Genomic DNA, 25,268 nt, shown 5'->3' with positions numbered 1-25,268 from the left:
GTAATACCGTTCGTGACAACTAGAGAGGAGCACGCACTGATGTCGATTGGCACCACAAAAATTGCGGTCGGATAATACTCCTGAGTACCATGGATACCAACAAAAAAGTGCACTCATTTCGATAAATATTTATGAGGGGTATGTGTGGAAAGGTCGAATGCAGAAAACAAAAAACCCGCCGAAGCGGGTTTTTTTAACACTTTAACGCGAAACGTAAATTATAGTACGTCGATTGCGTTAAGGTCAGAGAATGCTTTCTCAAGGCGAGTAACCATTGAAGACTGACCAGCACGTAGCCATACGCGTGGATCGTAGTACTTCTTGTTTGGCGCAGATTCGCCAGTTGGGTTACCGATTTGACCTTGTAGGAAATCACGGTTTTCAGCTTCGTATGTACGAACGCCATCCCAAGATGCCCACTGAGTATCAGTATCGATGTTCATTTTGATAACACCGTAACCGATAGACTCTTGGATTTCTGCTTCAGAAGAACCAGAACCACCGTGGAATACGAAGTTTAGTGCGTTCGGTGCGATACCGAATTTCTCAGCACAGTATGCTTGAGAATCACGTAGGATAGTTGGAGTCAGTACAACGTTACCTGCTTGGTAAACACCGTGTACGTTACCGAAAGAAGCTGCGATAGTGAAACGTGGGCTGATAGCGTTTAGTTTCTCGTATGCGTAAGCAACGTCTTCTGGAGAAGTGTAAAGCTCAGATGCGTCCATATCAGAGTTATCAACGCCGTCTTCTTCACCACCAGTACAACCTAGTTCGATTTCTAGTGTCATACCCATCTTAGCCATACGCTCTAGGTACTTACCAGAAATTTCGATGTTCTCTTCTAGTGACTCTTCAGAAAGGTCAATCATGTGAGAAGAGAATAGAGGCTTACCAGTTTCAGCGAAGAACTCTTCACCAGCGTCTAGTAGACCGTCGATCCAAGGAAGAAGTTTCTTAGCAGCGTGGTCAGTGTGAAGGATCACTGGAACACCGTAAGAAGCAGCAACAGCGTGTACATATTTAGCACCCGCTACAGCGCCAAGGATTTGTGCGCCTTGACCTTCAAGTTTAACGCCTTTACCAGCGAAGAAACCAGCACCGCCGTTAGAGAACTGAACAACAACAGGTGCTTTAACTTTAGCAGCTGCTTCTAGAACACCGTTGATAGTATCAGTGTTAACTACGTTTACAGCAGGAAGTGCAAATTTGTGCTCTTTTGCAACTTCAAATACTTTCTGTACGTCGTCGCCAGAAATAACACCAGGTTTTACAAAATCGAAGATCTTAGACATAACAATAGTCCTATTAATAACTCGTTGTCTGTGTGAATTTTAAATCTTTGCAAACGTTTGCTACTGGGTCAGCATTCTATAAAAACTTGACCGAATTCACAAACATTTAAGTGCGGGAGCAAGCTACTCCCGTACATTAATTATGCTTTTGCACGCTCTTCAAGCATTGCAACAGCTGGAAGTACTTTACCTTCAACGAACTCAAGGAATGCACCACCACCAGTAGAGATGTAAGAAACATCAGCTTTGATACCGAACTTGTCGATAGCCGCTAATGTGTCACCGCCACCAGCAACAGAGAAACCTTCAGAATCGGCAATCGCTTTAGAAATACCAGCAGTACCTGCTTCAAAGTTCTTGAATTCAAATACGCCAACAGGGCCATTCCAAAGAATTGTTTTTGCATTGCCGATGATTTCAGCAAGCGCTGCCGTTGAGTCTGGACCAAGATCGAAGATCATGTCGTCATCTTGAACGTCAGCAACGTTTTTGATTTCAGCTTCTGCGTTTTCGTCGAATGCTTTTGCACATGCAACGTCAGTTGCAACAGGAATTGCACATTCTTTCATTAGCTTTTTAGCTGTTTCAACTAGATCGGCTTCGTATAGCGACTTACCGACATTGTGGCCTTCAGCCGCAATGAATGTGTTCGCGATACCACCACCAACAACCAGTTGGTCAGCGATTTTTGAAAGCGACTCAAGAACAGTCAGCTTAGTTGAAACTTTTGAACCACCAACGATAGCAACAAGTGGACGTGCAGGGTTGTCCATTGCTTTACCCAATGCTTCTAGCTCAGCAGCCAGTAGTGGGCCAGCACATGCTACAGGTGCGTTAGTACCAACACCGTGAGTTGATGCTTGTGCACGGTGAGCAGTACCGAATGCGTCCATTACGAAGATGTCACACAGTGCTGCGTACTGCTTAGAAAGCGCTTCTTCGTTCTTCTTCTCGCCTTTGTTAAAGCGAACGTTTTCAAGAACTACTAGCTCACCTGTGTTTAGCTCTAGGCCGTTTAGGTAGTCTTTAGCTAGTTTAACGTCGCAATCTAGTGCGTCGTTTAGGTAATTAACAACAGGCTGTAGAGAGAACTCTTCGTTGTATTCGCCTTCAGTCGGACGACCTAGGTGAGAAGTAACCATTACTTTTGCGCCAGCTTCTAGGCACATTTTGATCGTTGGTAGCGATGCAAGGATACGCGCATCAGAAGTTACTTTACCGTCTTTTACAGGAACGTTTAGGTCAGCACGAATAAATACGCGTTTGCCAGCTAGTTCCAGATCAGTCATCTTGATTACAGACATGGTTTGTCCTCTCAACATTAATTAATTTAAAATCAAAGTTTTGTCGACTCAGCGTCACTGCCAAGCCCAAATAATTCTTTACTCGTAATCGCTAACCGCAGAGTCTTGCTCACCAGCCTTATCGGCTGTATCGGTTGCATGCATTGCCAGCGCGGTATCGAGCATCCGGTTAGCAAAGCCCCATTCATTATCACACCAGACCAACAGCTTAATAAGATGCTGGTTACTTACACGGGTCTGGGTACCGTCAACAATCGCGCTATGGGGATCATGATTGAAGTCTATTGAAACAAGTGGCGCTTCGGTGTAATCCACGATGCCACCTAATGTACAACGAGACGCATCTGCCAATGATTGATTTATGTCATTAACTTTCACATTTGTTTTTACTGTGACACTTAAATCCATCGCCGTGACGTTAATTGTCGGCACGCGCACAGAGATAGCTTCAAATTTGTCGGAAAGTTTCGGAAAAATCCGACCGATACCAAGGTGGAGTTTAGTATCGACAGGAATGATCGACTGGCTAGCCGCACGGGTACGACGTAAATCAGTGTGGTAGGCGTCAATGACCTGTTGGTCATTCATTGCAGAGTGGATCGTGGTAATAGTGCCAGACTCGATGCCAAAGGTGTCATCGAGTACTTTAATAACGGGGACAATACAATTGGTCGTACACGACCCATTCGAGACAATCTTGTCTGTTGATTTCAGCGATTCATGGTTCACACCATAGATAATCGTATTGTCGATATCATTGGCAGCAGGATGGGAAAATAACACTTTGCGCGCACCAGCTTTAATATGTGCTTCACCATCGGCTCGAGAACCAAACGTACCGGTACAGTCGAGTACAATGTCGATATCGAGGTCTTGCCAAGGTAATAGGTGAAGTTCAGGCTGGTGGAGGATTCGGATACTGTCTTGCTCACCATTATTATGAGCAATAAACAAATGCTCCTGATCATGGCTGACAGGCTTATGAAAGCGACCATGGCTAGTGTCATACTGTAATAGGTGAGCCATAGCTTCTGGCTCAGCCAATTCATTGACTGCCACGACCTTTATTTGATGATGTTTGCCGCTTTCGTACAACGCGCGAAGTACGCTGCGTCCAATACGGCCAAATCCATTAATTGCGACTTTTAGTGTCATATCCGTGCTACAAAATTAATAAGCCGAGTAAGTGTATAACAAGCACCAACGAGAATCACCATAATTGTGAGCAAAGTCACCCAAGCCATCTAGCAACTTAAAAATCAACAACTTACAACAATAAATCAAATAATAATCGCACTATACGCAAAAAAACGCATCGTGATATAGATCTCATTTTATATAAAAAAGACCTCACTAGGAGGTCTTTTTTTTACACTTCGAATTAAATCAGTACCAATAAGCGTTAGCTATCAACTGATTCAACTTCCGAGGCATCAATTAAGCAAGTAGCTCTTTTGCTGTTTCAACAACGTTTTCAACAGTAAAGCCAAACATCTTAAATAGCTCACCTGCTGGTGCAGATTCGCCAAATGTTGTCATACCGATGATCTTGCCACCGAAGCCAACGTACTTGTACCAGAAGTCAGCGATGCCAGCTTCTACAGCGATACGAGCTGTAACGTCAGATGGAAGTACAGACTCACGGTATTCTGCATCTTGCTTATCGAAAGTATCAGTTGCAGGCATAGATACTACGCGTACTTTTTTGCCTTCAGCTGTTAGCTCTGCTGCTGCATTAACAGCTAGCTCAACTTCAGAACCTGTTGCGATAAGGATTAGCTCAGGCTTGCCTTCGCAATCTTTCAGGATGTAGCCACCTTTAGCGATGTCTGCAACCTGCGCTTCAGTACGTGCTTGCTGTGCAAGGTTCTGACGCGAGAAGATAAGAGATGTAGGACCATCTTTACGTTCGATAGCCAATTTCCAAGCAACGGCAGACTCAACCTGATCACATGGACGCCATGTGCTCATGTTTGGTGTTAGACGTAGCGAAGCAATTTGCTCTACAGGTTGGTGCGTAGGGCCATCTTCACCCAGACCAATTGAATCATGCGTGTAAACTTGGATGTTCTGAATTTTCATCAGAGCAGCCATGCGCATTGCGTTACGCGCGTATTCCATGAACATTAGGAAAGTTGCACCGTATGGTACGAAACCACCGTGTAGCGCAATACCGTTCATGATAGCCGTCATGCCGAATTCACGTACACCGTAGTGGATGTAGTTACCAGAGAAGTCCGTCGCTTCTAGTGCCTTAGAACCAGACCACATGGTTAGGTTAGAAGGCGCTAGGTCAGCAGAGCCGCCCATGAATTCTGGTAGCATCGCACCAAATGCTTCTAGTGCATTTTGAGACGCTTTACGTGATGCGATGTTCGCAGGATTAGCTTGCAGATCAGCAATGATCGCGTTTGCTTTTTCTTCCCACTGTGCAGGTAGGTCACCGTTTACACGACGTTTGTATTCTGCAGCTAGTTCAGGGTAAGCCGCAGCGTATGCTGCAAATTTCTCGTCCCATGCTGCTTCTTTCGCAGTACCCGCTTCTTTCGCATCCCACTCAGCAGCGATGTTTGCAGGGATCTCAAATGGACCATGCTCCCAGCCAAGTGCAGCTTTCGTTGCAGCAATTTCGTCAGCACCTAGTGGAGCACCGTGACAGTCGTGCGTACCCGCTTTGTTTGGTGAACCAAAACCGATAACCGTTTTAGTACAAATCAGCGTTGGACGACCAGTCTCTGCTTTTGCCGCTTCAATAGCCGCGTTGATTGCATCAGCATCGTGACCATCAACCGCAGGGATAACATGCCAGCCGTAAGCTTCAAAGCGCTTTGGTGTATCGTCAGAGAACCAACCTTCAACTTCACCATCGATAGAGATGCCGTTGTCATCCCAGAATGCTACCAGCTTGCCTAGGCCCAATGTGCCAGCAAGTGAACAAGCTTCGTGAGAGATACCTTCCATCAAACAACCATCGCCCATAAACACGTAGGTGTTGTGGTCTACGATGTCGTGGCCTTCACGGTTGAACTGAGCAGCAAGCGCTTTCTCAGCCATCGCCATGCCCACACCGTTGGTGATGCCTTGGCCTAGTGGGCCTGTGGTTGTTTCAATACCCGGAGCGTAACCGTATTCAGGGTGACCCGGTGTTTTAGAGTGCAGTTGACGGAAGTTCTTCAGATCATCAATAGATAGATCGTAACCCGTCAAATGAAGCAGAGAATAAATTAGCATTGAACCGTGGCCGTTTGACAGAATAAAACGGTCGCGATCAGCCCACTCAGGGTTTTGTGGGTTGTGGTTCATGTGGCCACGCCACAGTACTTCAGCGATATCAGCCATACCCATAGGTGCACCAGGGTGGCCAGAGTTAGCTTGTTGAACACCATCCATGCTTAGGGCGCGGATTGCATTAGCAAGTTCTTTACGAGAAGACATGTCTGCTCCAGAGGTTCGTAGACTTTTATATGATGATTAAAGTTAGCAATCTATTGCTCAACATTAACCAGAGTTCGGCGGGCGGGTATTGTCGCAAAATCCCCCCCCTTACTGCAAACGATTTCCTTCGAAAAATAAGTTCCATATCAACATGCTGAGACAAACTCATATTCCAACTAACTGTAATCAAAGCTATACAGGGGAAACGTTTGCTTATCTAGCGAACCATATCCCTATACTTCGTACTGTTGCTTTTATATCACCAATGCGTATTATAGCCGTCTAGACGGAGGTAGCTCTATACATACAAACGTATATCCATATGCATTTGTATGATGCGTCAGCAATCATATAGAGTCCGAAATTATCATTCATTTTTTGTGGGAGCGCTCATGGCGAAGCACCTGTTTACTTCTGAGTCAGTATCAGAAGGTCATCCAGATAAAATTGCAGACCAAATTTCAGATGCAGTATTGGATGCGATCTTAGAACAAGATCCTAAAGCACGTGTTGCGTGTGAGACTTACGTAAAAACCGGCATGGTAATGGTTGGTGGTGAAGTTACCACTTCTGCTTGGGTTGATATCGAAGAGATCACCCGCGAAACCGTTCGTGAAATTGGTTATGTTCATTCAGATATGGGTTTTGATGCTGACTCTTGTGCAGTACTAAACACTATCGGCAAGCAATCACCAGACATCAACCAAGGTGTTGATAAAGAAGACCCGAAAGAACAGGGTGCTGGTGACCAAGGTATTATGTTTGGTTACGCAACTAACGAAACACCAATTTTAATGCCTGCGCCAATTACTTACTCTCACCTGCTTGTTAAAAAGCAAGCTGAAGTACGTAAGAGCGGCAAGCTAGATTTCCTTCGTCCAGATGCGAAATCACAGGTTACCTTCCAGTACGACCAAGGCAAAATCGTTGGTATCGATGCGGTTGTTCTTTCAACGCAGCACTGTGATTCAGTAACAACACCGGATCTACGTGAAGCAGTAATGGAAGAAATCATCAAGCCAGTACTGCCAGCAGAATGGATCAACAAAGACACTAACTTCTTCATCAACCCGACTGGCCGTTTTGTTATCGGTGGCCCAATGGGTGACTGTGGTCTAACTGGTCGTAAAATCATCGTTGATACCTACGGTGGCGCAGCACGTCACGGTGGTGGTGCTTTCTCTGGTAAAGACCCATCAAAAGTTGACCGTTCAGCAGCATACGCAGCACGTTATGTTGCAAAAAACATCGTAGCAGCTGGCATGGCTGACCGTTGTGAAATCCAACTTTCTTACGCTATCGGTGTTGCTGATCCAACATCTATCATGGTGGAAACGTTTGGCACTGAAAAAGTACCACACGACATCATCATTGAAGCAGTACGTCAACACTTCGACCTACGTCCATACGGTCTGCAAGAAATGCTGAATCTTCTTCAGCCTATCTACCAGAAAACGGCGGCATACGGTCACTTTGGTCGTGAAGAATTCCCTTGGGAAGCGACAGACAAAGCTGCAATCCTTCGCGATTTCGCAAACATCAGATAAGTTTGCTCATCTCCGAATAAAGAAAAGGAAGCCTCGGCTTCCTTTTTTGTTTTTAGCCACTTCGTTATACTTCCTGATTGTCAGGCTACAACTATAAAGTCAACGCTATGTCTGAGCTTCAACACCAAGTGATTGCCAAAGTCGAACAATGCATTAAACAAGCGAACCAACGACTGAATAAGCGATTAACCATACCAACCGTGAGCTTCAAGCAGCGCGGGAAAATCGCTGGCAGTGCCCGCTTACAAGGTTGGGAAGTGCGTTTTAATCCAGTTTTACTCACTGAGAATCCACATGCCTTTCTCAACGAAGTCGTGCCACATGAAGTTGCACACTTAGTGGCTTTCAAGCTGTTTGGTCGGGTTCGCCCACACGGCAAAGAATGGAAAATTATTATGGCTGACGTGTTTGGTGTTCCACCGCGCACGACGCACAGCTTTGATGTTAGCTCAGTCCAAGGTAATACCTATACCTACCGCTGCCAGTGTAGTGAGCATCAACTAACCATTCGTCGCCATAACAAAATACAGCGTGGCCAAGCGACCTACCAATGCCGCCAATGTGAGCAGCCGCTAACCTACCTTGCTTGTTAGCCTATATTCCCTGCAACCTCGTGTAATCAATAAAAAACTCACTGTGAATTACTTCTAAAAACTAACATCAGTGTTAGGCTTGTCAGTATGACCCGTATCGAAAGGTGAATCATGCTGCGTTCCTATTCTTGCTTGGCCATTGGCCTATTACTGCCAACCATAGCTTTAGCTGCCCCCCCTTCTTCATTTAGTAAAGCGAAACGTCTCGCTGTTGAAATCTATCAAGATCACCCCACCAGCTTCTATTGCGGCTGTGCGATTACATGGCAAGGTAAAAAAGGGCTACCGGATCTTGCCAGTTGTGGTTATGAGGTTCGTAAACAAGAAAAGCGGGCTAACCGAATAGAGTGGGAACATGTGGTACCAGCCGAAAACTTTGGCCGAGCATTTGTCGAATGGCGTGAAGGTCACCCTCAATGTGTGAACAGTAAAGGCAAAGCCTATAAAGGCCGAGCTTGCGCCACGAAAATGAACCCAGTCTATCGTTCGATGCAGGCCGATCTTCATAATTTAACGCCAGCGGTTGGTGAGGTAAATGGCGATCGCTCTAACTACGCATTCTTACCGTGGAATGGCAATAACGGCGCTTTTTATGGTCAGTGTGACATGAAAATCGATTTCAAAAATCGCCGCGCCGATCCACCCGAACAATCACGCGGGGCCATTGCACGTACTTATTTGTACATGAATCAAGAATATAAAATGGCATTATCTAGTCAGCAACGTCAGTTAATGGAAGCATGGAATCGGCAATATCCAGTCAGTACATGGGAATGTGAACGAGACCGCCGCATTGCTGATATCCAAGAAAACCATAACCCTTATGTTTTACAAGCTTGTGAACAACCAGACTTATAAACCACCAAAGGGCGAGCAATTGTGTTGCTAGCCCTTGTTATCTCACCTAACATCCCCCATTACATGGGTATATAATGCCCCAAGACTAAAACCAACAGGTTACAAGATAGCCATGAGAATCCCACGTATCTACCACCCAGAAGTGCTACCCGCTTCAGGTAAAGTCATGCTTAGCGATGATGCCGCCAACCACGTTGGCCGTGTCATGCGTATGCAGGCAGGTCAAGAAGTCCTGTTATTTGATGGCAGCAATGCTGAATTTCCGGCAGAGATCACGAACGCCAGTAAAAAAAGCGTGGAAGTCGAGATCAAAGAACGCCGCGAACACAGCATCGAATCTCCCCTTGATATCCATCTCGGTCAGGTGATTTCTCGTGGCGAAAAAATGGAATTTACCATCCAGAAATCTGTCGAGCTGGGTGTTAACACGATCACTCCCTTAATTTCAGAGCGCTGTGGCGTAAAATTGAATGCCGAGCGCTTTGAAAAGAAGCTGGCACAATGGCAAAAAATCGTCATTGCAGCCTGTGAGCAATGCGGCCGTAATGTGGTGCCAGAAATACGCCCAGTAATGAAGTTAGAAGACTGGTGTGCCGAAGACTACGACGGTCTGAAACTGAACCTGCATCCACGTGCTAGCTACTCAATTAACACCTTACCAGAGCCTGTCAATAAACTGCGTTTATTGATTGGTCCTGAAGGTGGCTTGTCTGCTGAAGAAATCGGTATGACAGAACAATACAAATTTGATGAAGTCCTGCTTGGTCCACGCGTTCTTCGTACCGAGACGACAGCCATGACGGCAATTACAGCCTTACAAGTCCGCTTCGGCGATCTCGGCTAACCCCCACGGGACAATTATTAGGAGAAACCAATGATCAAATTGGGTATCGTGATGGACCCTATCGAGTCTATCAACATCAAAAAAGATTCCAGCTTTGCCATGATGATGGAAGCTCAGCGCCGCGGCTGGGAAATCCACTATATGGAAATGAACGACCTATCGCTTGAGCAAGGCAAAGCCGTTGCTCGTACCCGCGTGGTAAGCCTAAAAGAAGATCCAAACGGCTGGTTCGAATTCCATAGTGAACAAGAGATCGCTTTATCTGATCTTGACGCTGTTTTAATGCGAAAAGATCCACCCTTCGACACTGAATACATCTACGCGACATACATTCTTGAACGCGCAGAAAATGAAGGGGCATTGATTGTTAATAAACCCCAGAGCCTACGCGACTGTAACGAAAAACTGTTTACCGCTTGGTTCCCGGAGCTAACACCAACCACGCTTGTGACCCGTCGCGCCGACAAGATCAAAGCCTTCCACCAAGAACACGGCGACGTGATCTTAAAGCCACTCGATGGCATGGGCGGCTCTTCGATCTTCCGCGTGATGAAAGGCGATCCTAATGTGTCAGTGATCATCGAAACCTTAACGGCTATGGGCGAAAACTACTGCATGGCGCAGACGTTTGTACCTGATATCACTAACGGTGATAAGCGTATCTTGGTGGTTGATGGCGAGCCGATGCCATACTGCCTAGCGCGCATTCCGGCGAAAGGCGAAACACGCGGTAACCTTGCAGCTGGTGGCCGTGGTGAAGCACGCCCAATCAGTGAAACAGATCGTAAGATTGCAGAAACCGTTGCACCTGTGCTGAAAGAAAAAGGTCTGATCTTTGTTGGCCTTGATGTGATTGGCGATAAGCTAACGGAAATTAACGTGACCAGCCCGACTTGCATTCGAGAAATTGAAGCCGCTTTCGATATCTCGATCACAGGTAAGCTAATGGACGCAATTGAGCGCCGTATTAATGGCTAACTGCCAGCTTAGCGGCTAGCGACCAGCCACAATAAACGCAGCCACCTCGGCTGCGTTTTATTACCAATTCTGCCAATTAGTCGACATACTGTTAGTAACAGGATATGTAGTAGGTGCACACCAATGAATTTGACCAATCACTTTCTGGTTGCCATGCCCAGCATGCAAGACCCTCACTTTAAAGGCGGTGTCGTTTATATCTGTGAGCACAATGATGAAGGTGCTATGGGCATCGTCATTAACCTACCGATTGAAATATCCGTCGGTAATATGCTTGAGCAAATAGAAATCGAACGAGATTTACCGGTAAATGATCCCTCAAGTCTCGAACAACCCGTTTTCAACGGCGGTCCTGTATCAACGGATCGCGGGTTTGTTCTTCATAACCGAGTGAAAAACTTTAGTTCAAGCATTGATATTACAGATGACGTTTCTGTCACGACCTCTAAAGATATCCTTTCACTGCTTGGCACCACTGAAGCACCAGACAACTTTTTGGTCGCCCTCGGCTATGCCGGTTGGGATGCAGGCCAACTTGAAAAAGAATTAGCAGAAAACTCTTGGTTAACAACAGAAGCAAACCCAGAGGTTGTATTCAACACCCCTATCAGTGAACGTTGGCACAAAGCCATCGCTCAACTAGGCATAAGCTCCGCCCATCTTTCTATTGATAAAGGACATGCATGAGTAACTCACGCAGCGTATTAGCCTTTGACTACGGCACAAAAAGTATCGGTGTCGCCATCGGTCAAGAACTTACAGGTACCGCCAGCCCTCTTTCTGCATTGAAAGCCAAAGACGGGATCCCGAATTGGGATGATATCGGTAAAATATTAAAGGAATGGCAACCCGATCTTGTTGTGGTTGGCTTACCTTTAGACCTTCAAGGTGGCGAACTCGAAGCCATAACCCCGCGCGCTAAAAAGTTTGCCAACCGTCTACATGGTCGTTTTGGTTGTCAGGTCGAGATGCATGATGAGCGTTTGAGCACGGCAGAAGCACGCGCTGAATTGTTTGAACAAGGGGGTTATCGTAACCTCAGCAAGGGTAACATTGATTCCCAATCAGCTGTTGTGATCCTCGAAAGTTGGTTCGAGCAGCAATACGGCTAGCTGCCGTTGCCCATGTCATCTAGGTATACAACTCAAGCCTAGATGACTTATCTTACCGCTATTATCCCATCCCTTTTTACAATAATCCCCCGCCGCCTTACCACCTCTCTTCTATGTCTCTCACTGTTTTATACCAATCGAAATAAATATTATTGATTCTCTGTACAGCAATTTCATTAATGATCATTAAAAAGCAGAACTGATGATCATGAAAAGAAATTCATTCTCTCTGAGGTCAATTAATTCGAGGACTGAGCAGCTTGTACAGCTTTTGAACACCTTAAACCCCAAAGCTCTATTCGCTGATCACTCATGATCAACACTCAACTTAAGCAAATGAAAGATAATGGAATTATAATTTTGATCATATAAACAAGCATTAGGATCATAGTAACCCCAATGCTTTACGCCTAGCCTGATCTTATTACTAAAGCACACACACTTTCAGCATTAATCCATCTCGACCGTCACCCCATCAAGGGTGTTTTTACCCTGCTGGTTTTTGCTACCCACTTTGATCATCAATCGCAAATCATTGGCAGAATCCGCATGATGAAGCGCATCTTGTTCGGTGATTTTGCCTGCGCTATACAGATCATACAGGGACTGATCAAAGGTCATCATGCCCGACTCATTTGACTTCGACATAACCTCTTTTATTTCATGCAGTTCACCTCGACGAATAAGATCAGCCACCCGCGGGGTATTAAGTAACAACTCAAAAGCACCATGACGCCCCACGCCGTGCGCATCAGGGATCAATTGCTGAGCAAGGATGCATTTCAAGTTAAGGGATAGATCAAACAAGAACTGCTCGCGGCGCTCTTTCGGCACAAGATGCAATATACGCTCTAACGCTTGGTTAGCATTATTGGCATGTAAGGTCGCCATGCAAAGATGTCCAGTCTCAGCAAAGTTCATTGCGTACTCCATGGTCTCTGGCGTACGAACTTCCCCAATCAAAATCATATCTGGCGCTTGGCGTAATGAGTTTTTCAGTGCGACTTCATAGCTTTCAGTGTCCAATCCGACTTCACGTTGTGTAACAATGCATTTGTGATGCTTATGAACAAACTCAATCGGATCTTCCACCGTTAGAATATGACCACTGCGATTGGTATTGCGATAGCCCGTTAATGCCGCCATCGAGGTTGATTTACCCGACCCCGTCGCGCCAACCACTAGCACCAAACCGCGTTTGGCCAACGCCATTTTTTGCATATCCATAGGAAGGTTTAGGCTGAAAATATCAGGGATCTCTGTTTCTATGCGCCGAATCACCATACCGGGAAGCTCACGCTGCCAGAAAGCACTCACTCGAAAACGCAGTTCACCACGCACTAAGGCAAAGTTGGCTTCTTTCGTGGTGTAAAAATCTTCCAGCAACGTACTATCCATTGCTTCTTCAAACATTTGATCAATAGCTTGTCGACTCAAGGGGTCGCCAATAGGGTGCAAACTGCCATCAATACGCAATAAACTCGGTGAATCAACGGTAATGTACAAGTCTGACGCCTTGCTGCTAACCATTTCATTCAGTGCACTTTGTAACGTCATGCTTCTTCCTCTGCGTTATATCTGAATAAAACTGCTATCAACTACACGACGGCCTTCTTCAGCTTCGACCAAGCCTTGTGCAACCAGCATTTTGACACTCTGCTCCATGGTCTGCATCCCCATGGAAGAACCGGTCTGGATCATCGAATACATCTGCGCCACTTTGCTTTCTCGTATCAGGTTTCGGATTGCGGGCGTTGCCATCATCACTTCATGCGCAGCAACTCGTCCCCCACTCACACATTTCAATAAATTCTGTGAGACTACGGCACGTAAAGATTCAGAAAGCATGGATCGCACCATGGCTTTATCGTTCCCCGGAAAAACATCAATGATCCTATCAACGGTTTTCGCCGCAGAACTGGTGTGTAGGGTACCCAATACCAAGTGACCCGTTTCAGCAGCCGTTAGCGCAAGGCTGATCGTTTCTTGATCGCGAAGCTCACCGACAACGATAACATCAGGATCTTCACGCAGTGATGAGCGCAATGCATTCTGAAAGCTATGAGTATCGCGATGTACTTCACGCTGGTTAATCAAACAACGTTTGCCGGAGTGAACAAATTCAATTGGATCTTCAATGGTTAGAATATGGCGATTAAAATTTTCATTAATGTAGTCAACCAATGCTGCAATCGTGGTGGATTTACCTGAGCCCGTAGCCCCCGTCACCAAGACCAGTCCGCGCTGACACTGGGCAATGTTATAAAAGACATCCGGCACATTGAGCGATTCAAGGGTTGGGATACTCATCGGTATGGTACGGAATACCGCCGCACAGCCACGCGCTTGTTGAAAAGCATTCACACGAAAGCGACCGACATCAGGTAATTCAAAAGAAAAGTCGACTTCAAGCCTTTCTTCATATTCACGACGCTGAGCATCGTTCATAATGTCAAAAATTAATCGGTGTACCTCACCATGCTCTAATTCAGGTAGGCTGAGTTTCCTTACGTCACCATCAACACGAATCATTGGTGGAACACCAGCAGAAAGGTGCAGATCTGATGCATTATGCTTTACACTAAAGTCCAGTAGTTCGGTGATATCCATAAATTTTCCCCACAGAATCAATTATGAGTAGTATCAAGCAAAATATTGAACAGGTCATCTCCCAGATAGACCTCGCAGCAAAAAAATGCGGTCGAGACGCCGATTCAGTGCAACTATTGGCGGTAAGCAAGACCAAACCCATAGCCGCTATCGAAGAAGCGATTGCGGCTGGCCACTGTGCTTTTGGTGAAAACTATGTGCAGGAAGGTGTTGAAAAAGTTCAGCACTTTGCTGTAAGTCACCCAAACTCGGCATTAAGTTGGCACTTTATTGGTCCTATCCAATCCAATAAAACGCGTCCTATCGCGGAGCACTTTGATTGGGTACATTCTATCGACAGAGTGAAAGTAGCCCGCCGCCTGAGTGAACAACGCCCAGCAGGCAAGGCACCATTGAATGTCTTACTTCAAGTCAATACCAGTGGTGAAGCCAGCAAGTCAGGCCTTGGATTTGGTGATATTGCAGCAGTGGCAGATGAAATTGCCGCAATGCCAAATTTGGTACTGCGAGGCTTAATGTCGATACCACAAAAAGCCGACAATTATGACAGCCAGCTGCTCGCCTTCACTCGTCTTGCAGAGCTTCAAAACAACCTAAAAGCAACACACCCACAACTCGATACATTATCGATGGGAATGAGTGGCGATTTAGATGCCGCCATAGCAGCAGGCAGTACAATTGTGCGTATAGGCACGGCAATTTTTGGTGCTAGGGATTACTCTCAGCAAGCTTAAATTCTCGTCACTTGTACGACCATAAAATTAACAAATAATGGAAACATAAGGGTCAAAGGAAGAACCAAGACAATACTTCTTCGCCCTACCTACTTACATAAGGATTGATGAACATGGAACAACGCGCAATTGCCTTCATTGGCGCTGGTAACATGACACGCTCTATCATTGCTGGCCTGACAGCCAGTGGTTATGCCCCAGACAAAATTACCGCAACCGCCCCAAGCGCAGCCCGCCGCGAACCACTAGCACTTGATTATGGTATCCATACTTCCGACAACAACTTGCAAGCAGCTTCTGAAGCTGATGTCATTGTGCTTGCGGTAAAACCCCAGCTAATGGAAGAAGTTTGTAAGCCGCTACAAATATTAGACTTTTCAGGTAAGTTGGTTATATCCATTGCCGCCGGGATCAGCGCATCACGCTTAAACGAAATGCTGGCAACCAAACTTAACCTTGTTCGAGTAATGCCCAATACCCCATCACTCATCGGTAAAGGCATGAGTGGTTTATTTGCCTCTGAAGGTTTGAGTTCATGTGATAAGAGCTTTGCTGAGAACTTAATGCAAGCTGTCGGTAAAGCCTGTTGGGTAGAGCAAGAAGCCCAAATAAACGGTATTATTGCCGCGGCAGGCAGTGCGCCAGCGTATTTCTTCCTGTTTATGGAAGCAATGCAGGCTGAGGCTATTAAGCAAGGTTTTGAGCCAGAGACAGCGCGTCAGTTGGTTCAACAAACCGCATTGGGTGCCGCAGAAATGGTTGTTGCTAACCCGAATACTGAATTATCAACGCTACGTGAGCAAGTCACTTCAAAAGGTGGCACCACCGCTGAAGCAATTCGTACTTTTAACGAGCATCAACTTAGTGATACCGTAGCGAAAGCAATGCGTGCAGCCGTAACTCGCGCGGAAGAAATGGAAAAATTATTTTAAGGTTAATATATGAATTCACTTGGTTTTTTGGTCAGCACTCTGTTTGACCTTTACATCATGGTTGTACTGCTTCGCATCTGGCTTCAGTGGGCAAAAGCAGATTTCTACAATCCGTTCTCTCAGTTCATTGTAAAAGCAACCCAGCCAATCGTCGCACCATTACGTCGAATGATCCCATCAATCGGTTCGCTTGATGTCGCTACTTTGTTGTTCGCGTACGTATTAAGCATGGGCAAGTTCATCACCCTTCAACTCGTTCTGGGTGGCGCTTTAGCATTCAGTGTTGAATACCTGTGGGTTGGTGGCTTGTCATTGCTAAAAGCGATGGGTGGCCTACTATTCTGGGTACTATTACTGCGTGCAATCCTAAGTTGGGTAAGCCAAGGTCGTAGTCCGATGGAATACGTTATGCATCAACTGACTGAACCACTGACAGCACCAATCCGCCGTGTGATCCCAGCAATGGGCGGCCTTGATTTAAGCGTACTGGTTCTGTTTATTGGTTTGCAGTTTGCCAATTTCTTAATGGGAGATATGGTTGGGCCGATCTGGTACCAGCTATGACCCTAAAGGCAGTCATTCGTCAGGGAGATGACTTGGTACTTCGGTTGTATATTCAACCGAAAGCCAGTCGCGATCAATTGGTTGGGTTACATGGTGATGAAGTAAAAGTCGCCATTACCGCCCCGCCAGTTGACGGTAAAGCCAATGCTCACCTAACGAAATACCTGTCTAAACAGTTTAAAGTCGCAAAGGGGCAGATTGTTATCGAAAAGGGCGAACTCGGCCGACACAAGCAAGTTCGGATTGAAAGCCCACGAGAAGTACCCGATACCATTTCCGCATTGCTCGTTTAATCTGTAAATAACAAAGCCGAGTCTAGTACTCGGCTTTGTTATATTAATCAATCGTTGAATGAGTCTCAGGAGAAGGAGACGAAGAAAGGGACAATAAATGATTGACCTTATAAACCCAAAGATCACCACATGCGATGCGATCACTAAGTTCATTGAGGATCGTCTGATCTGATTTGTGATGAATTAAAGGGCAAGGCAATACACTCAGATATAGCTTACGCAATTCAAACCGATACCCCCATCGATTGTGATGCGACTGCAATAGCAATCTTGCCCAATATTTATCCTTGAAGCGGTATTCTCGCGTGCCCAACTTACGATCTAGGCTCTGACCACACGGTAGGAGGATATAACAAAAACCGAGGGCATCAACTATCATCATTCGATGAAGTTTCGCTTGCTCTACTGGGTTACCCGTCATCACACCTCACTCCCTACCTAATTTAAATCGTTGTACCCATACCGCAGTGTGATATTGGTCAAAACGACTCTCTTAACGCTCTAAACATTGAATAGACAGTTCTGCTTTATCAAGTTGGAAGCTGAAAATTTAGGTACAATGGCAAGATATCAATGCAAGCATGTCTAACACTAAAAACAAAGCTTGTGGTGAATCGAGAAAATGTAGTCGAAAATAGATCTATAGCTTAATAAAAAAACACCGCTTCCCCATTGGAGATATCACAATGAAAACCTTGCTCAGCGCCTTATTGCTTCTACTGGCAGCCCTGCCCGTTCATGCTGAACAGCTGAAAAATATCGGCAACCTTGAAGTACATTACTCAAGCTTCCCATCGACCTTCCTCACCCCGGAAATCGCCAGCAACTATAAAATCCAACGTAGCCGTTATTCTGCGGTCGTGAATGTGACCGTGCTTGATGCGAGCCAAACCGGCAAGCCTGCCGTGCCTGCGGTTTTATCTGGACAAGCAAAAAACTTGATTGGCAGTATTAAAAACCTATCTTTTCGTGAAGTTAGAGAAGGGGCTGCCATTTACTACATTGCCGAGCTGAAACACGCCAATGAAGAAAGCTTTAGTTTCTCTATTGATGTGTCACAAAATGGCACTAAAGGGAATATTGGCTTCAAGCAAACCTTCTACGTTGACTAGAAAAATCAACCATGTGAATCAGCAAATAAAAGGGGGGCGTAAGCGCCTCTTTTAATTTTTGGGCAGTCAGTTAAGATAGCCGCCCACATTGGTGATACGCACCGGCATAATGACTCTTCGAGGAGCAGTGATGAGCAAATTGGTACTGGCTACTGGTAATCAGGGCAAAGTAAAAGAAATGGCAAGCCTATTGGCCGATTTTGGCTTTGATGTCGTTGCTCAAAGCGATTACAACGTTTCTTCGGTGGCTGAAACAGGCACAACGTTTATCGAGAATGCCATCATCAAGGCGCGCCACGCTGCAAAAGAAACGGGCCTACCCGCGATCGCTGATGATTCAGGATTAGAAGTCGATTATCTTCAAGGGGCACCAGGTATTTATTCAGCGCGCTTTGCGGGTGAAGGTGCCTCTGACCAAGATAATCTACAAAAACTATTAGCAGAAATGGATGGCGTACCTACCGAGCTGCGTACTGCTCGCTTTCACTGTGTACTTGTGATGATGCGCCACGAAAACGATCCAACCCCATTGGTCTGCCACGGGAGCTGGGAAGGTAGTATCCTAACAGAGGCTCACGGTAGTAACGGGTTTGGTTATGATCCGGTATTCTGGGTACAAGAAGATCAATGCGCATCAGCAGAATTGCTACCTGCTCGTAAAAAGCAGCTATCACACCGCGGGAAAGCACTCGCGACGTTGTTTGCTGCCCTAAAGGACGCATAAACTATGCTAGTTCCACCACCACTCAGCTTGTATATCCATATTCCATGGTGCGTGCAGAAATGCCCTTACTGTGATTTCAACTCACACGCCTTGAAAACCAAGATCCCAGAGCTCGATTATATTGATGCACTGATTGAAGATTTGGATACTGATATAGCGGCTTATGATCTTGAGAATGATGATCGTAAGCTCCACTCCATTTTTATTGGTGGCGGAACACCAAGCCTGATTTCTGCACCAGAGATCGGCCGCTTGTTAGCCGCGGTTAACGAGCGCATTCCTTTCAGTGATGACATTGAAATCACAATGGAGGCTAATCCGGGAACGGTTGAGGCGGGACGTTTTACCGCTTACCATGATGTAGGTGTAAACCGAATATCCATTGGTATTCAGAGCTTCCAAGATGAAAAGCTTAAGCGTCTTGGTCGGATCCATGGTAGCCAGGAAGCGATCAGAGCGGCAAAACTCGCCAGCGAGGCGGGTTTAAATAGCTTTAATATCGACTTAATGCATGGTCTGCCAGAGCAAAGTGTGGAAGATGCCTTGTCTGATCTACAGCAAGCCATCGCGCTAGATCCACCACATTTATCTTGGTATCAGCTCACCATTGAGCCCAATACACTGTTCTATTCTAAGCCTCCGGTTTTGCCTGACGATGATGACCTATGGGATATCTTCGAACGTGGCCACCAGCTATTAGCTGAAGCAGGCTATGTGCAATATGAGATTTCAGGTTACAGTAAGCCGGACGTACAGTGTCGCCATAACCTCAATTACTGGCGTTTTGGCGATTACCTCGGTATCGGTTGCGGCGCTCACGGTAAACTCAGCTTCGCTGATGGCACCATCACCCGCACGGTTAAGGTAAAACACCCACGAGGTTACCTTAACCCACAAAAGCCTTATCTTGATAAAGCGACGCAAGTTGCAGCCGCTGAACGCCCCTTTGAGTTCTTCATGAACCGCTTCAGACTGCTCGAATCGTGCCCAAAGCAAGACTATATCGACCGTACAGGCCTGCAATTAAGTACCATCGAGCCAACGATTGAATGGGCGTTAGAACAGCAATATCTAGAAGATAAAGGCGATGAATGGCAGATCACCGAACACGGCAAGCTCTTCCTTAACGATCTGCTCGCAGCATTTGTAAATGAAGATGACACCCCATAAGTCATACTGCTAGCAACACGAGCATAGACACAACAAAGCGGGCAACAGCCCGCTTTTAGTCTTGCAAATCCCCATACGCTATTATTCTAGCGTCACACTTTGCCAGCGTTTTAATGCAGGGATCATCGACTGTATCTCATTTTCTTTCGCTTGGCGGACAGCAACGCGGTGACACATTTCATCATCAATCAATTGCGAATGAGAGAGCGCATAAGGTAAGTCGTCCAACATCAAACGGTGATAATCTGCGAGAGCGGCCATTTGATGATCATCAAGCTTCACTTTATGGATCCCAAAATAAAGCTGGCCACTGGGTTTTATTTTAAAGGTTTCACCTGAGAATTCGAGGGTTAGTGCCCCGTCTTGCAAACTCATTGCGTTGTGCCATTCCGGCTGGCACATGGTCTCCTCATTCACTTGAGCACTGGCTAGCCCAGCCCCACTTAACATTGATAAACCAACCACAGAGTAAAATAAACGACTGTAACGTGTAGACATACGCATCCCCAAAGATGGATCAGCCGTTCATCTATGAGCAAACTCATCCACTAAAATATCGAGCGTCCAATTCTCTCAGCAAGCAATTCCAATGCGGCGGTTCCGGCGAGTGAATTACCAGACGGATCCAATTCTGGTGACCATACCGCGATAGACATCTCTCCCGGTACAATGGCGACGATCCCACCACCAACACCGGATTTACCCGGCATGCCCACCCGATAAGCAAATTCACCAGCCCCGTCATATAACCCACAAGTCGCCAGTAATGCATTCATTTGCTTAGACTGAGTTTGGTTGATAATTGTTTTTTTTGCGCCCAAAGGAAGCCCTTTATTCGCTAAGTAGCTGAATGTACGAGCTAAGTCGACACAACTCATTTTCAAAGAGCAATAGCTAAAGTAGTTCTTTAACACAGGCATCACTTCATTTTCGAAGTTACCAAATGAACGCATCAGGTAGGCAATGGAAGCATTACGATCGCTATGCTGCATTTCAGATGATGCAACGACTTTGTCATAAACTATGTGTGGGTTACACGCCAATTCACGTACCAACTCTAACATTCGGTATTGTGGCGCAGACAAGCGGCTATGAAGAAGATCAGACACGATCAACGCCCCAGCATTAATAAATGGGTTACGGGGAATACCGTTTTCAAGTTCAAGCTGGATCATTGAATTAAATGCATGGCCCGATGGCTCTTTACCCACTCTTTGCCAAATTTCACTCGCTTGATACAGTGTCATCGCCAACGTCAGACTGAGAACTTTAGAGATAGACTGGATAGAGAAATCCTCTTCACAGTCTCCAGCCTGTATAATTTCACCATCGTTATAGCACACGGCGATACCCAATTTATTCGCAGGAACCTCAGCCAGTGCCGGGATATAATCAGCCACTTCTCCATGACCAATTAATGGCCGGACTTCATCTAAAATCTCGTTTAGCAGTTGCTCTGTTGGCTTCATTCATTTTCTCCAAGGATAAAAAAACCAACACAAGGTTGGTTTTCTTTCTCAATCTTCGCTTTTCGGCATTAGGCAGAGCCTAGTGACTGCTCGTGCTTATTCAGTGCGCTCGAACTTCATGTCCCAAACACCATGACCTAAACGGTGGCCACGTGCTTCGAATTTAGTTAGCGGACGATCTTCAGGGCGAGCAATGTAATCACCATCAGTGGCCGTATTACGGTAACCCGGTGCAGCATCCATCACTTCAACCATGTGTTCTGCGTAGTTTTCCCAGTCTGTTGCCATATGGAAAATACCACCAATTTTCAGCTTCTTACGCAGCATCTGCGCAAACTCAGGCTGTACAATACGGCGCTTGTGGTGACGCGCTTTATGCCATGGGTCAGGGAAGAATAGTTGAACGCAATCTAAGCTACCGTCAGGGATCATGTGTTCAAACACTTCAACACCGTCGTGGCACATTACACGTAGATTGGTAATTTCCGCTTCTTCAGCCGCCATCAAACAAGCACCCACACCAGGGCTATGCACTTCGATACCGATATAGTTTTTCTCTGGCGCATTTTTCGCCATTTCAACTAATGATGCGCCCATACCAAAGCCAATTTCTAATACCACTGGCGCTTCGCGGTTGTACACTTCTTTCCAATCCAGCATCTGCTGAGCGAAATCGATACCCATTGTTGGCCAGTTGTTATCCATGGCCGTTTCTTGGCCTTTGGTTAAACGGCCTTCACGACGAACAAAGCTACGAATTTTTCGTACCAGTTTGCCGTCTTCGGTAAATTCAGTCAGGGTGACATCACCTGACTTCTTTGAAACTTCGCTCATGCTTAATATCCAAACAAAAAAGAAACGGAACGGCATTATCCAAAGTTACAGGCTAAGTTCAAGTCTATCGTTTGCGACAACCCCGACTTTGTGGTGCAATCAGCGGAAAATTATCATTCCAATAATAATGACACACACCTGTTGCTGTCAGTAAAGTGAGCTTAAATCTGTGACTAATACCTTCTCTGATGCCATTTTAGCGTGGTATGACAAATTCGGCCGAAAAACTCTGCCTTGGCAGTTAGAAAAAACACCTTACAAAGTCTGGCTCTCGGAAATCATGCTGCAGCAAACCCAAGTTGCCACTGTGATCCCCTATTTCGAACGCTTTATGGCACGCTTCCCTACAGTTGCTGATCTCGCCGCTGCCGAACAAGATGAAGTGCTCCACCTGTGGACAGGTCTTGGCTACTATGCCCGTGCCCGTAACCTACACAAAGCTGCCAAACTCATTGTTAGTGACTACAACGGTATATTCCCAACAGAGATTGAGAAAGTCATCGCCTTACCCGGTATCGGGCGCTCAACCGCAGGGGCGGTCTTATCACTTTCATTAAAGCAGCATCACGCTATTCTGGATGGTAACGTCAAGCGCACGCTTGCCCGCTGCTACGCCGTTGAAGGTTGGCCCGGCAAAAAACCAGTTGAAAACAAACTATGGGATATCGCAGAGGCCAACACCCCAGACGAAGGGGTCGAACGCTATAACCAAGCGATGATGGACATGGGCGCAATGATTTGTACTCGCAGCAAACCGAAATGCGAGCTATGCCCGGTGTCCAATTCCTGCCAGGCCAAGGCTATGGAGCGTCAAACCGACTTCCCCGGTAAAAAACCAAAAAAAACCATGCCAGAAAAACAAGCTTGGTTTGCCATTTTGCAGTGCCACGACGAAGTGTGGTTGGAAAAACGCCCACCTGCTGGTATTTGGGGTGGCCTGTGGTGTTTCCCACAACATGATAACGCTGATTTAACGAACCTGATGGAGCATCGTCTAGGCCAACAAAGCGCTCTCATCACCGACACGGAACAACTTAACGCTTTTCGCCACACTTTCAGCCACTACCACCTCGATATTGTACCGATGAGGCTTAACTTGTCACAGCAACCGAGCATCGTCAGCGAAGCGAATCAGGGGCAATGGTATAACTTAAACCAACCCGCAGAAATTGGCCTCGCGGCCCCGGTAAAGCAGATCCTTGAAAGTCTACGCTACGAACTCAACAAGAAATAAGCCGATGGTGACGGGGTTTGCTAGATGCCACCCCAGCTCTCTGGTATAAATAGAGCCGTACCCATGAAGGTTAACAATTTAAGGAGCCACTCAATGAGCCGTACAGTTTTTTGTGCCCGCCTAAATAAAGATGCGGAAGGCCTAGATTTCCAACTTTACCCAGGTGAGCTAGGTAAGCGCATTTTCGATAGTATCTCGAAAGAAGCATGGGCAGAGTGGCAAGGTAAGCAAACCATGCTGATCAATGAAAAGAAGCTCAATATGATGGATCCTGAGCACCGTAAACTATTAGAAACGGAAATGGTTAACTTCTTATTTGAAGGCAAGGATGTGGTTATCGACGGTTACACCCCACCAAGTAAGTAAGCCTCATCACGCTTTTGATTGAAAATACCTAATATTTTTATCATCAGCCCTTACACCAACGCATTGATAATGACATCATTTGTGACACCACAAGTGATGTCTTTTTTATAATTATGAAAACACGCGCGCTATTATTGTCTTTGCTTTTGCTAAGTGGATGCAGCCGAGAGTTCATCGAAGGTCTCTATGATGTTAACTACACTGCGACCAATCGCTTCGCGAATAACCTCGCTCCACTCCCCGGTCAGTTTACTCGGGATGCCGCCGCACTCGATCGGTTGATGAACAACTTCAGTGGCCAAGTAAGGCGTCACTGGGGAGACAACGACTCGCTGGTGGCCAGTAAACGCCAATACGTTAAATACACCGACGGCTACCAAAGCCGTGCCCATGTCGACTTTGAGCGTGGTGTTGTGATCGTTGAAACCGTCGCAAAAACCGAGCCAGAGAATCACCTCAGAGAAGCCATTAATAACACCTTACTGACCCCAGATGATCCCGGTGGTGTTGATTTGTATTCCGACTCAGCCATTGATCTTAAAGGTAAACCTTTCTTGTATGGCCAAGTGTTAGATCAAGAGGGTAAGCCTATTGAATGGTCTTGGCGCGCTAACCAATTTTCTGAATACCTTATTCGCACCAAGCTGAAAAAGCGTAAAGAACGCTTTCATCAGGTTTACTACGTCGAAATTCCCATGGTCGAGGATCACGCAAATCAACGTAGCTACAAGTATGCAAGCATCGTGCGTGATGCTTCCCGTCGCTACGGTATCGCCGAAGATCTTATTTACGCCATAATAAAAACCGAGAGCAGCTTTAACCCCTATGCCGTCAGCCATGCCAATGCCTACGGTTTAATGCAAGTGGTACCCAAAACCGCCGGGGCGGATGTATTTAACCTCGTCAAAAACAAGCCTGGTATACCCAGCCCTGAGTATCTTTTTGATCCGGCAAGAAATATCGATACAGGCACTGCGTACTTCTACATACTGCGTACGCGGTATTTGAAAGATGTTCGGGATCCCTTATCGCTGCATTACAGCATGATTTCAGCCTATAACGGCGGCACTGGTGGTGTACTCAATACATTCCATAGCGATCGCAAGCGGGCAATGAATGATCTTAATAGCCTACAACCTAATCAGGTGTATTGGGCATTAACCCAAAAGCACCGTAATGCCGAAGCACGCCGCTATTTAGAAAAAGTGACGGCTTTTCAAAAAGAGTTCAACCAAGGAAAAATTTGATGCTATGACAAGG

26 protein-coding genes are annotated in these 25,268 nt (G+C 46.1%); 17 read left to right on the top strand and 9 right to left on the bottom strand.

Annotated elements, in window-relative coordinates; translation table 11 throughout:
• Positions 1–218: 218 nt before the first annotated feature.
• From fbaA to tkt, 4 genes are all read right to left on the bottom strand, one after another.
• Complete coding sequence (gene fbaA / locus L4D78_RS05770) at positions 219–1,295, bottom strand: class II fructose-bisphosphate aldolase (protein WP_428466032.1); 1,077 nt, start codon at positions 1,293–1,295, stop codon at positions 219–221.
• Between the two features lie 140 nt (positions 1,296–1,435).
• A complete protein-coding gene (locus L4D78_RS05765; RefSeq protein ID WP_428466031.1) occupies positions 1,436–2,599 on the bottom strand; it encodes a phosphoglycerate kinase in 1,164 nt (387 codons plus the stop codon).
• 78 nt (positions 2,600–2,677) lie between these two features.
• Entirely contained in the window at positions 2,678–3,754 is a 1,077-nt protein-coding gene (epd, locus tag L4D78_RS05760; protein WP_428466030.1) for an erythrose-4-phosphate dehydrogenase, read from the bottom strand.
• A gap of 282 nt (positions 3,755–4,036) precedes the next feature.
• Positions 4,037–6,034, bottom strand: a complete 1,998-nt coding sequence (gene tkt / locus L4D78_RS05755) for a transketolase (RefSeq protein WP_428466029.1) — start codon at positions 6,032–6,034, stop codon at positions 4,037–4,039.
• A gap of 392 nt (positions 6,035–6,426) precedes the next feature.
• Here tkt and metK point away from each other — a divergent pair, with 392 nt between their 5' ends.
• The 7 genes from metK (at position 6,427) to ruvX (ending at position 11,966) form a co-directional block, all read left to right on the top strand.
• Positions 6,427–7,581 carry a methionine adenosyltransferase gene (metK, locus tag L4D78_RS05750; protein WP_428466028.1) on the top strand — a complete coding sequence of 385 codons (1,155 nt, stop codon included), beginning with the start codon at positions 6,427–6,429 and terminating at the stop codon, positions 7,579–7,581.
• A gap of 107 nt (positions 7,582–7,688) precedes the next feature.
• On the top strand, positions 7,689–8,174 hold the full coding sequence (locus L4D78_RS05745; protein ID WP_428466027.1) for a SprT family zinc-dependent metalloprotease: 486 nt from the start codon (positions 7,689–7,691) through the stop codon (positions 8,172–8,174).
• 111 nt (positions 8,175–8,285) lie between these two features.
• A complete protein-coding gene (locus L4D78_RS05740; RefSeq protein WP_428466026.1) occupies positions 8,286–9,032 on the top strand; it encodes an endonuclease in 747 nt (248 codons plus the stop codon).
• A gap of 112 nt (positions 9,033–9,144) precedes the next feature.
• Positions 9,145–9,876 (top strand): 16S rRNA (uracil(1498)-N(3))-methyltransferase, encoded by a 732-nt coding sequence (gene rsmE / locus L4D78_RS05735; protein ID WP_428466025.1) that lies wholly within the window; start codon positions 9,145–9,147, stop codon positions 9,874–9,876.
• A 30-nt stretch (positions 9,877–9,906) separates the two neighbouring features.
• Entirely contained in the window at positions 9,907–10,854 is a 948-nt protein-coding gene (gene gshB / locus L4D78_RS05730) for a glutathione synthase (RefSeq protein WP_428466024.1), read from the top strand.
• A 123-nt stretch (positions 10,855–10,977) separates the two neighbouring features.
• Positions 10,978–11,541: a YqgE/AlgH family protein gene (locus tag L4D78_RS05725; protein ID WP_428458287.1), complete on the top strand. Its 564-nt coding sequence runs from the start codon at positions 10,978–10,980 to the stop codon at positions 11,539–11,541.
• On the top strand, positions 11,538–11,966 hold the full coding sequence (ruvX, locus tag L4D78_RS05720; RefSeq protein ID WP_428466023.1) for a Holliday junction resolvase RuvX: 429 nt from the start codon (positions 11,538–11,540) through the stop codon (positions 11,964–11,966). Before L4D78_RS05725 ends, ruvX begins: the two co-directional genes overlap by 4 nt.
• Before the next feature lie 450 nt (positions 11,967–12,416).
• On the opposite strand, the gene L4D78_RS05715 is transcribed toward ruvX, so the two are convergent.
• Both L4D78_RS05715 and L4D78_RS05710 read right to left on the bottom strand, forming a co-directional pair.
• Positions 12,417–13,523, bottom strand: coding sequence for a PilT/PilU family type 4a pilus ATPase (locus L4D78_RS05715; RefSeq protein WP_428466022.1), 1,107 nt, complete (start codon positions 13,521–13,523; stop codon positions 12,417–12,419).
• Positions 13,524–13,538: 15 nt separating this feature from the next.
• Complete coding sequence (locus tag L4D78_RS05710; protein WP_428458284.1) at positions 13,539–14,576, bottom strand: type IV pilus twitching motility protein PilT; 1,038 nt, start codon at positions 14,574–14,576, stop codon at positions 13,539–13,541.
• A gap of 23 nt (positions 14,577–14,599) precedes the next feature.
• On the opposite strand from L4D78_RS05710, the gene L4D78_RS05705 reads away from it, so the two are divergent.
• The 7 genes from L4D78_RS05705 to hemW all read left to right on the top strand — a co-directional run bounded on the left by L4D78_RS05705 (position 14,600) and on the right by hemW (position 20,105).
• Positions 14,600–15,310, top strand: a complete 711-nt coding sequence (locus L4D78_RS05705) for a YggS family pyridoxal phosphate-dependent enzyme (RefSeq protein WP_428466021.1) — start codon at positions 14,600–14,602, stop codon at positions 15,308–15,310.
• A 113-nt stretch (positions 15,311–15,423) separates the two neighbouring features.
• Positions 15,424–16,242, top strand: a complete 819-nt coding sequence (gene proC, locus L4D78_RS05700; protein WP_428458282.1) for a pyrroline-5-carboxylate reductase — start codon at positions 15,424–15,426, stop codon at positions 16,240–16,242.
• A gap of 9 nt (positions 16,243–16,251) precedes the next feature.
• Entirely contained in the window at positions 16,252–16,806 is a 555-nt protein-coding gene (locus L4D78_RS05695; protein WP_428466020.1) for a YggT family protein, read from the top strand.
• Complete coding sequence (gene yggU, locus L4D78_RS05690) at positions 16,803–17,099, top strand: DUF167 family protein YggU (protein ID WP_428458280.1); 297 nt, start codon at positions 16,803–16,805, stop codon at positions 17,097–17,099. Before L4D78_RS05695 ends, yggU begins: the two co-directional genes overlap by 4 nt.
• A 686-nt stretch (positions 17,100–17,785) precedes the next feature.
• The gene (locus tag L4D78_RS05685; protein ID WP_428466019.1) at positions 17,786–18,211 is read left to right on the top strand and encodes a DUF4426 domain-containing protein; all 426 of its coding nucleotides are present in this window, start codon (positions 17,786–17,788) and stop codon (positions 18,209–18,211) included.
• Between the two features lie 130 nt (positions 18,212–18,341).
• A complete protein-coding gene (locus L4D78_RS05680) occupies positions 18,342–18,935 on the top strand; it encodes an XTP/dITP diphosphatase (protein ID WP_428466018.1) in 594 nt (197 codons plus the stop codon).
• A gap of 3 nt (positions 18,936–18,938) precedes the next feature.
• The gene (gene hemW / locus L4D78_RS05675) at positions 18,939–20,105 is read left to right on the top strand and encodes a radical SAM family heme chaperone HemW (RefSeq protein ID WP_428466017.1); all 1,167 of its coding nucleotides are present in this window, start codon (positions 18,939–18,941) and stop codon (positions 20,103–20,105) included.
• A gap of 81 nt (positions 20,106–20,186) precedes the next feature.
• Here hemW and L4D78_RS05670 read toward each other — a convergent pair whose 3' ends face one another.
• From L4D78_RS05670 to trmB, 3 genes are all read right to left on the bottom strand, one after another.
• A complete protein-coding gene (locus tag L4D78_RS05670) occupies positions 20,187–20,603 on the bottom strand; it encodes a hypothetical protein (RefSeq protein ID WP_428466016.1) in 417 nt (138 codons plus the stop codon).
• Between the two features lie 50 nt (positions 20,604–20,653).
• Positions 20,654–21,574, bottom strand: a complete 921-nt coding sequence (glsB, locus tag L4D78_RS05665; RefSeq protein WP_428466015.1) for a glutaminase B — start codon at positions 21,572–21,574, stop codon at positions 20,654–20,656.
• A gap of 96 nt (positions 21,575–21,670) precedes the next feature.
• Positions 21,671–22,408 (bottom strand): tRNA (guanosine(46)-N7)-methyltransferase TrmB, encoded by a 738-nt coding sequence (gene trmB / locus L4D78_RS05660; protein ID WP_428458273.1) that lies wholly within the window; start codon positions 22,406–22,408, stop codon positions 21,671–21,673.
• 169 nt (positions 22,409–22,577) lie between these two features.
• On the opposite strand from trmB, the gene mutY reads away from it, so the two are divergent.
• From mutY to mltC, 3 genes are all read left to right on the top strand, one after another.
• Complete coding sequence (gene mutY / locus L4D78_RS05655; RefSeq protein ID WP_428466014.1) at positions 22,578–23,642, top strand: A/G-specific adenine glycosylase; 1,065 nt, start codon at positions 22,578–22,580, stop codon at positions 23,640–23,642.
• 93 nt (positions 23,643–23,735) lie between these two features.
• Positions 23,736–24,008 carry an oxidative damage protection protein gene (locus tag L4D78_RS05650; RefSeq protein ID WP_428466013.1) on the top strand — a complete coding sequence of 91 codons (273 nt, stop codon included), beginning with the start codon at positions 23,736–23,738 and terminating at the stop codon, positions 24,006–24,008.
• Between the two features lie 113 nt (positions 24,009–24,121).
• Positions 24,122–25,255, top strand: coding sequence for a membrane-bound lytic murein transglycosylase MltC (gene mltC, locus L4D78_RS05645; RefSeq protein WP_428466012.1), 1,134 nt, complete (start codon positions 24,122–24,124; stop codon positions 25,253–25,255).
• Positions 25,256–25,268 lie beyond the last annotated feature (13 nt).

The organism is Photobacterium minamisatsumaniensis, from assembly GCF_050336695.1.
Classification (GTDB): Bacteria; Pseudomonadota; Gammaproteobacteria; order Enterobacterales; family Vibrionaceae; genus Photobacterium; species Photobacterium minamisatsumaniensis.
The sequence above is the reverse complement of the archived record's forward strand: the minus strand, read 5'-3'. Positions and strand labels throughout refer to the sequence as shown.

Excerpts from the sequence above, each read along its gene's own strand:
- mltC (WP_428466012.1), top strand. The coding sequence starts at position 24,122 with ATGAAAACACGCGCGCTATTATTGTCTTTGCTTTTGCTAAGTGGATGC.
- epd (WP_428466030.1), bottom strand. The coding sequence starts at position 3,754 with ATGACACTAAAAGTCGCAATTAATGGATTTGGCCGTATTGGACGCAGC.
- L4D78_RS05715 (WP_428466022.1), bottom strand. The coding sequence starts at position 13,523 with ATGACGTTACAAAGTGCACTGAATGAAATGGTTAGCAGCAAGGCGTCA.
- L4D78_RS05680 (WP_428466018.1), top strand. The coding sequence starts at position 18,342 with ATGAGCAAATTGGTACTGGCTACTGGTAATCAGGGCAAAGTAAAAGAA.
- tkt (WP_428466029.1), bottom strand. The coding sequence starts at position 6,034 with ATGTCTTCTCGTAAAGAACTTGCTAATGCAATCCGCGCCCTAAGCATG.
- L4D78_RS05765 (WP_428466031.1), bottom strand. The coding sequence starts at position 2,599 with ATGTCTGTAATCAAGATGACTGATCTGGAACTAGCTGGCAAACGCGTA.
- L4D78_RS05740 (WP_428466026.1), top strand. The coding sequence starts at position 8,286 with ATGCTGCGTTCCTATTCTTGCTTGGCCATTGGCCTATTACTGCCAACC.
- L4D78_RS05670 (WP_428466016.1), bottom strand. The coding sequence starts at position 20,603 with ATGTCTACACGTTACAGTCGTTTATTTTACTCTGTGGTTGGTTTATCA.
- rsmE (WP_428466025.1), top strand. The coding sequence starts at position 9,145 with ATGAGAATCCCACGTATCTACCACCCAGAAGTGCTACCCGCTTCAGGT.
- proC (WP_428458282.1), top strand. The coding sequence starts at position 15,424 with ATGGAACAACGCGCAATTGCCTTCATTGGCGCTGGTAACATGACACGC.
- L4D78_RS05710 (WP_428458284.1), bottom strand. The coding sequence starts at position 14,576 with ATGGATATCACCGAACTACTGGACTTTAGTGTAAAGCATAATGCATCA.
- L4D78_RS05725 (WP_428458287.1), top strand. The coding sequence starts at position 10,978 with ATGAATTTGACCAATCACTTTCTGGTTGCCATGCCCAGCATGCAAGAC.
- L4D78_RS05650 (WP_428466013.1), top strand. The coding sequence starts at position 23,736 with ATGAGCCGTACAGTTTTTTGTGCCCGCCTAAATAAAGATGCGGAAGGC.
- glsB (WP_428466015.1), bottom strand. The coding sequence starts at position 21,574 with ATGAAGCCAACAGAGCAACTGCTAAACGAGATTTTAGATGAAGTCCGG.
- hemW (WP_428466017.1), top strand. The coding sequence starts at position 18,939 with ATGCTAGTTCCACCACCACTCAGCTTGTATATCCATATTCCATGGTGC.
- L4D78_RS05705 (WP_428466021.1), top strand. The coding sequence starts at position 14,600 with ATGAGTAGTATCAAGCAAAATATTGAACAGGTCATCTCCCAGATAGAC.
- gshB (WP_428466024.1), top strand. The coding sequence starts at position 9,907 with ATGATCAAATTGGGTATCGTGATGGACCCTATCGAGTCTATCAACATC.
- yggU (WP_428458280.1), top strand. The coding sequence starts at position 16,803 with ATGACCCTAAAGGCAGTCATTCGTCAGGGAGATGACTTGGTACTTCGG.
- L4D78_RS05685 (WP_428466019.1), top strand. The coding sequence starts at position 17,786 with ATGAAAACCTTGCTCAGCGCCTTATTGCTTCTACTGGCAGCCCTGCCC.
- fbaA (WP_428466032.1), bottom strand. The coding sequence starts at position 1,295 with ATGTCTAAGATCTTCGATTTTGTAAAACCTGGTGTTATTTCTGGCGAC.
- trmB (WP_428458273.1), bottom strand. The coding sequence starts at position 22,408 with ATGAGCGAAGTTTCAAAGAAGTCAGGTGATGTCACCCTGACTGAATTT.
- L4D78_RS05745 (WP_428466027.1), top strand. The coding sequence starts at position 7,689 with ATGTCTGAGCTTCAACACCAAGTGATTGCCAAAGTCGAACAATGCATT.
- L4D78_RS05695 (WP_428466020.1), top strand. The coding sequence starts at position 16,252 with ATGAATTCACTTGGTTTTTTGGTCAGCACTCTGTTTGACCTTTACATC.
- metK (WP_428466028.1), top strand. The coding sequence starts at position 6,427 with ATGGCGAAGCACCTGTTTACTTCTGAGTCAGTATCAGAAGGTCATCCA.
- ruvX (WP_428466023.1), top strand. The coding sequence starts at position 11,538 with ATGAGTAACTCACGCAGCGTATTAGCCTTTGACTACGGCACAAAAAGT.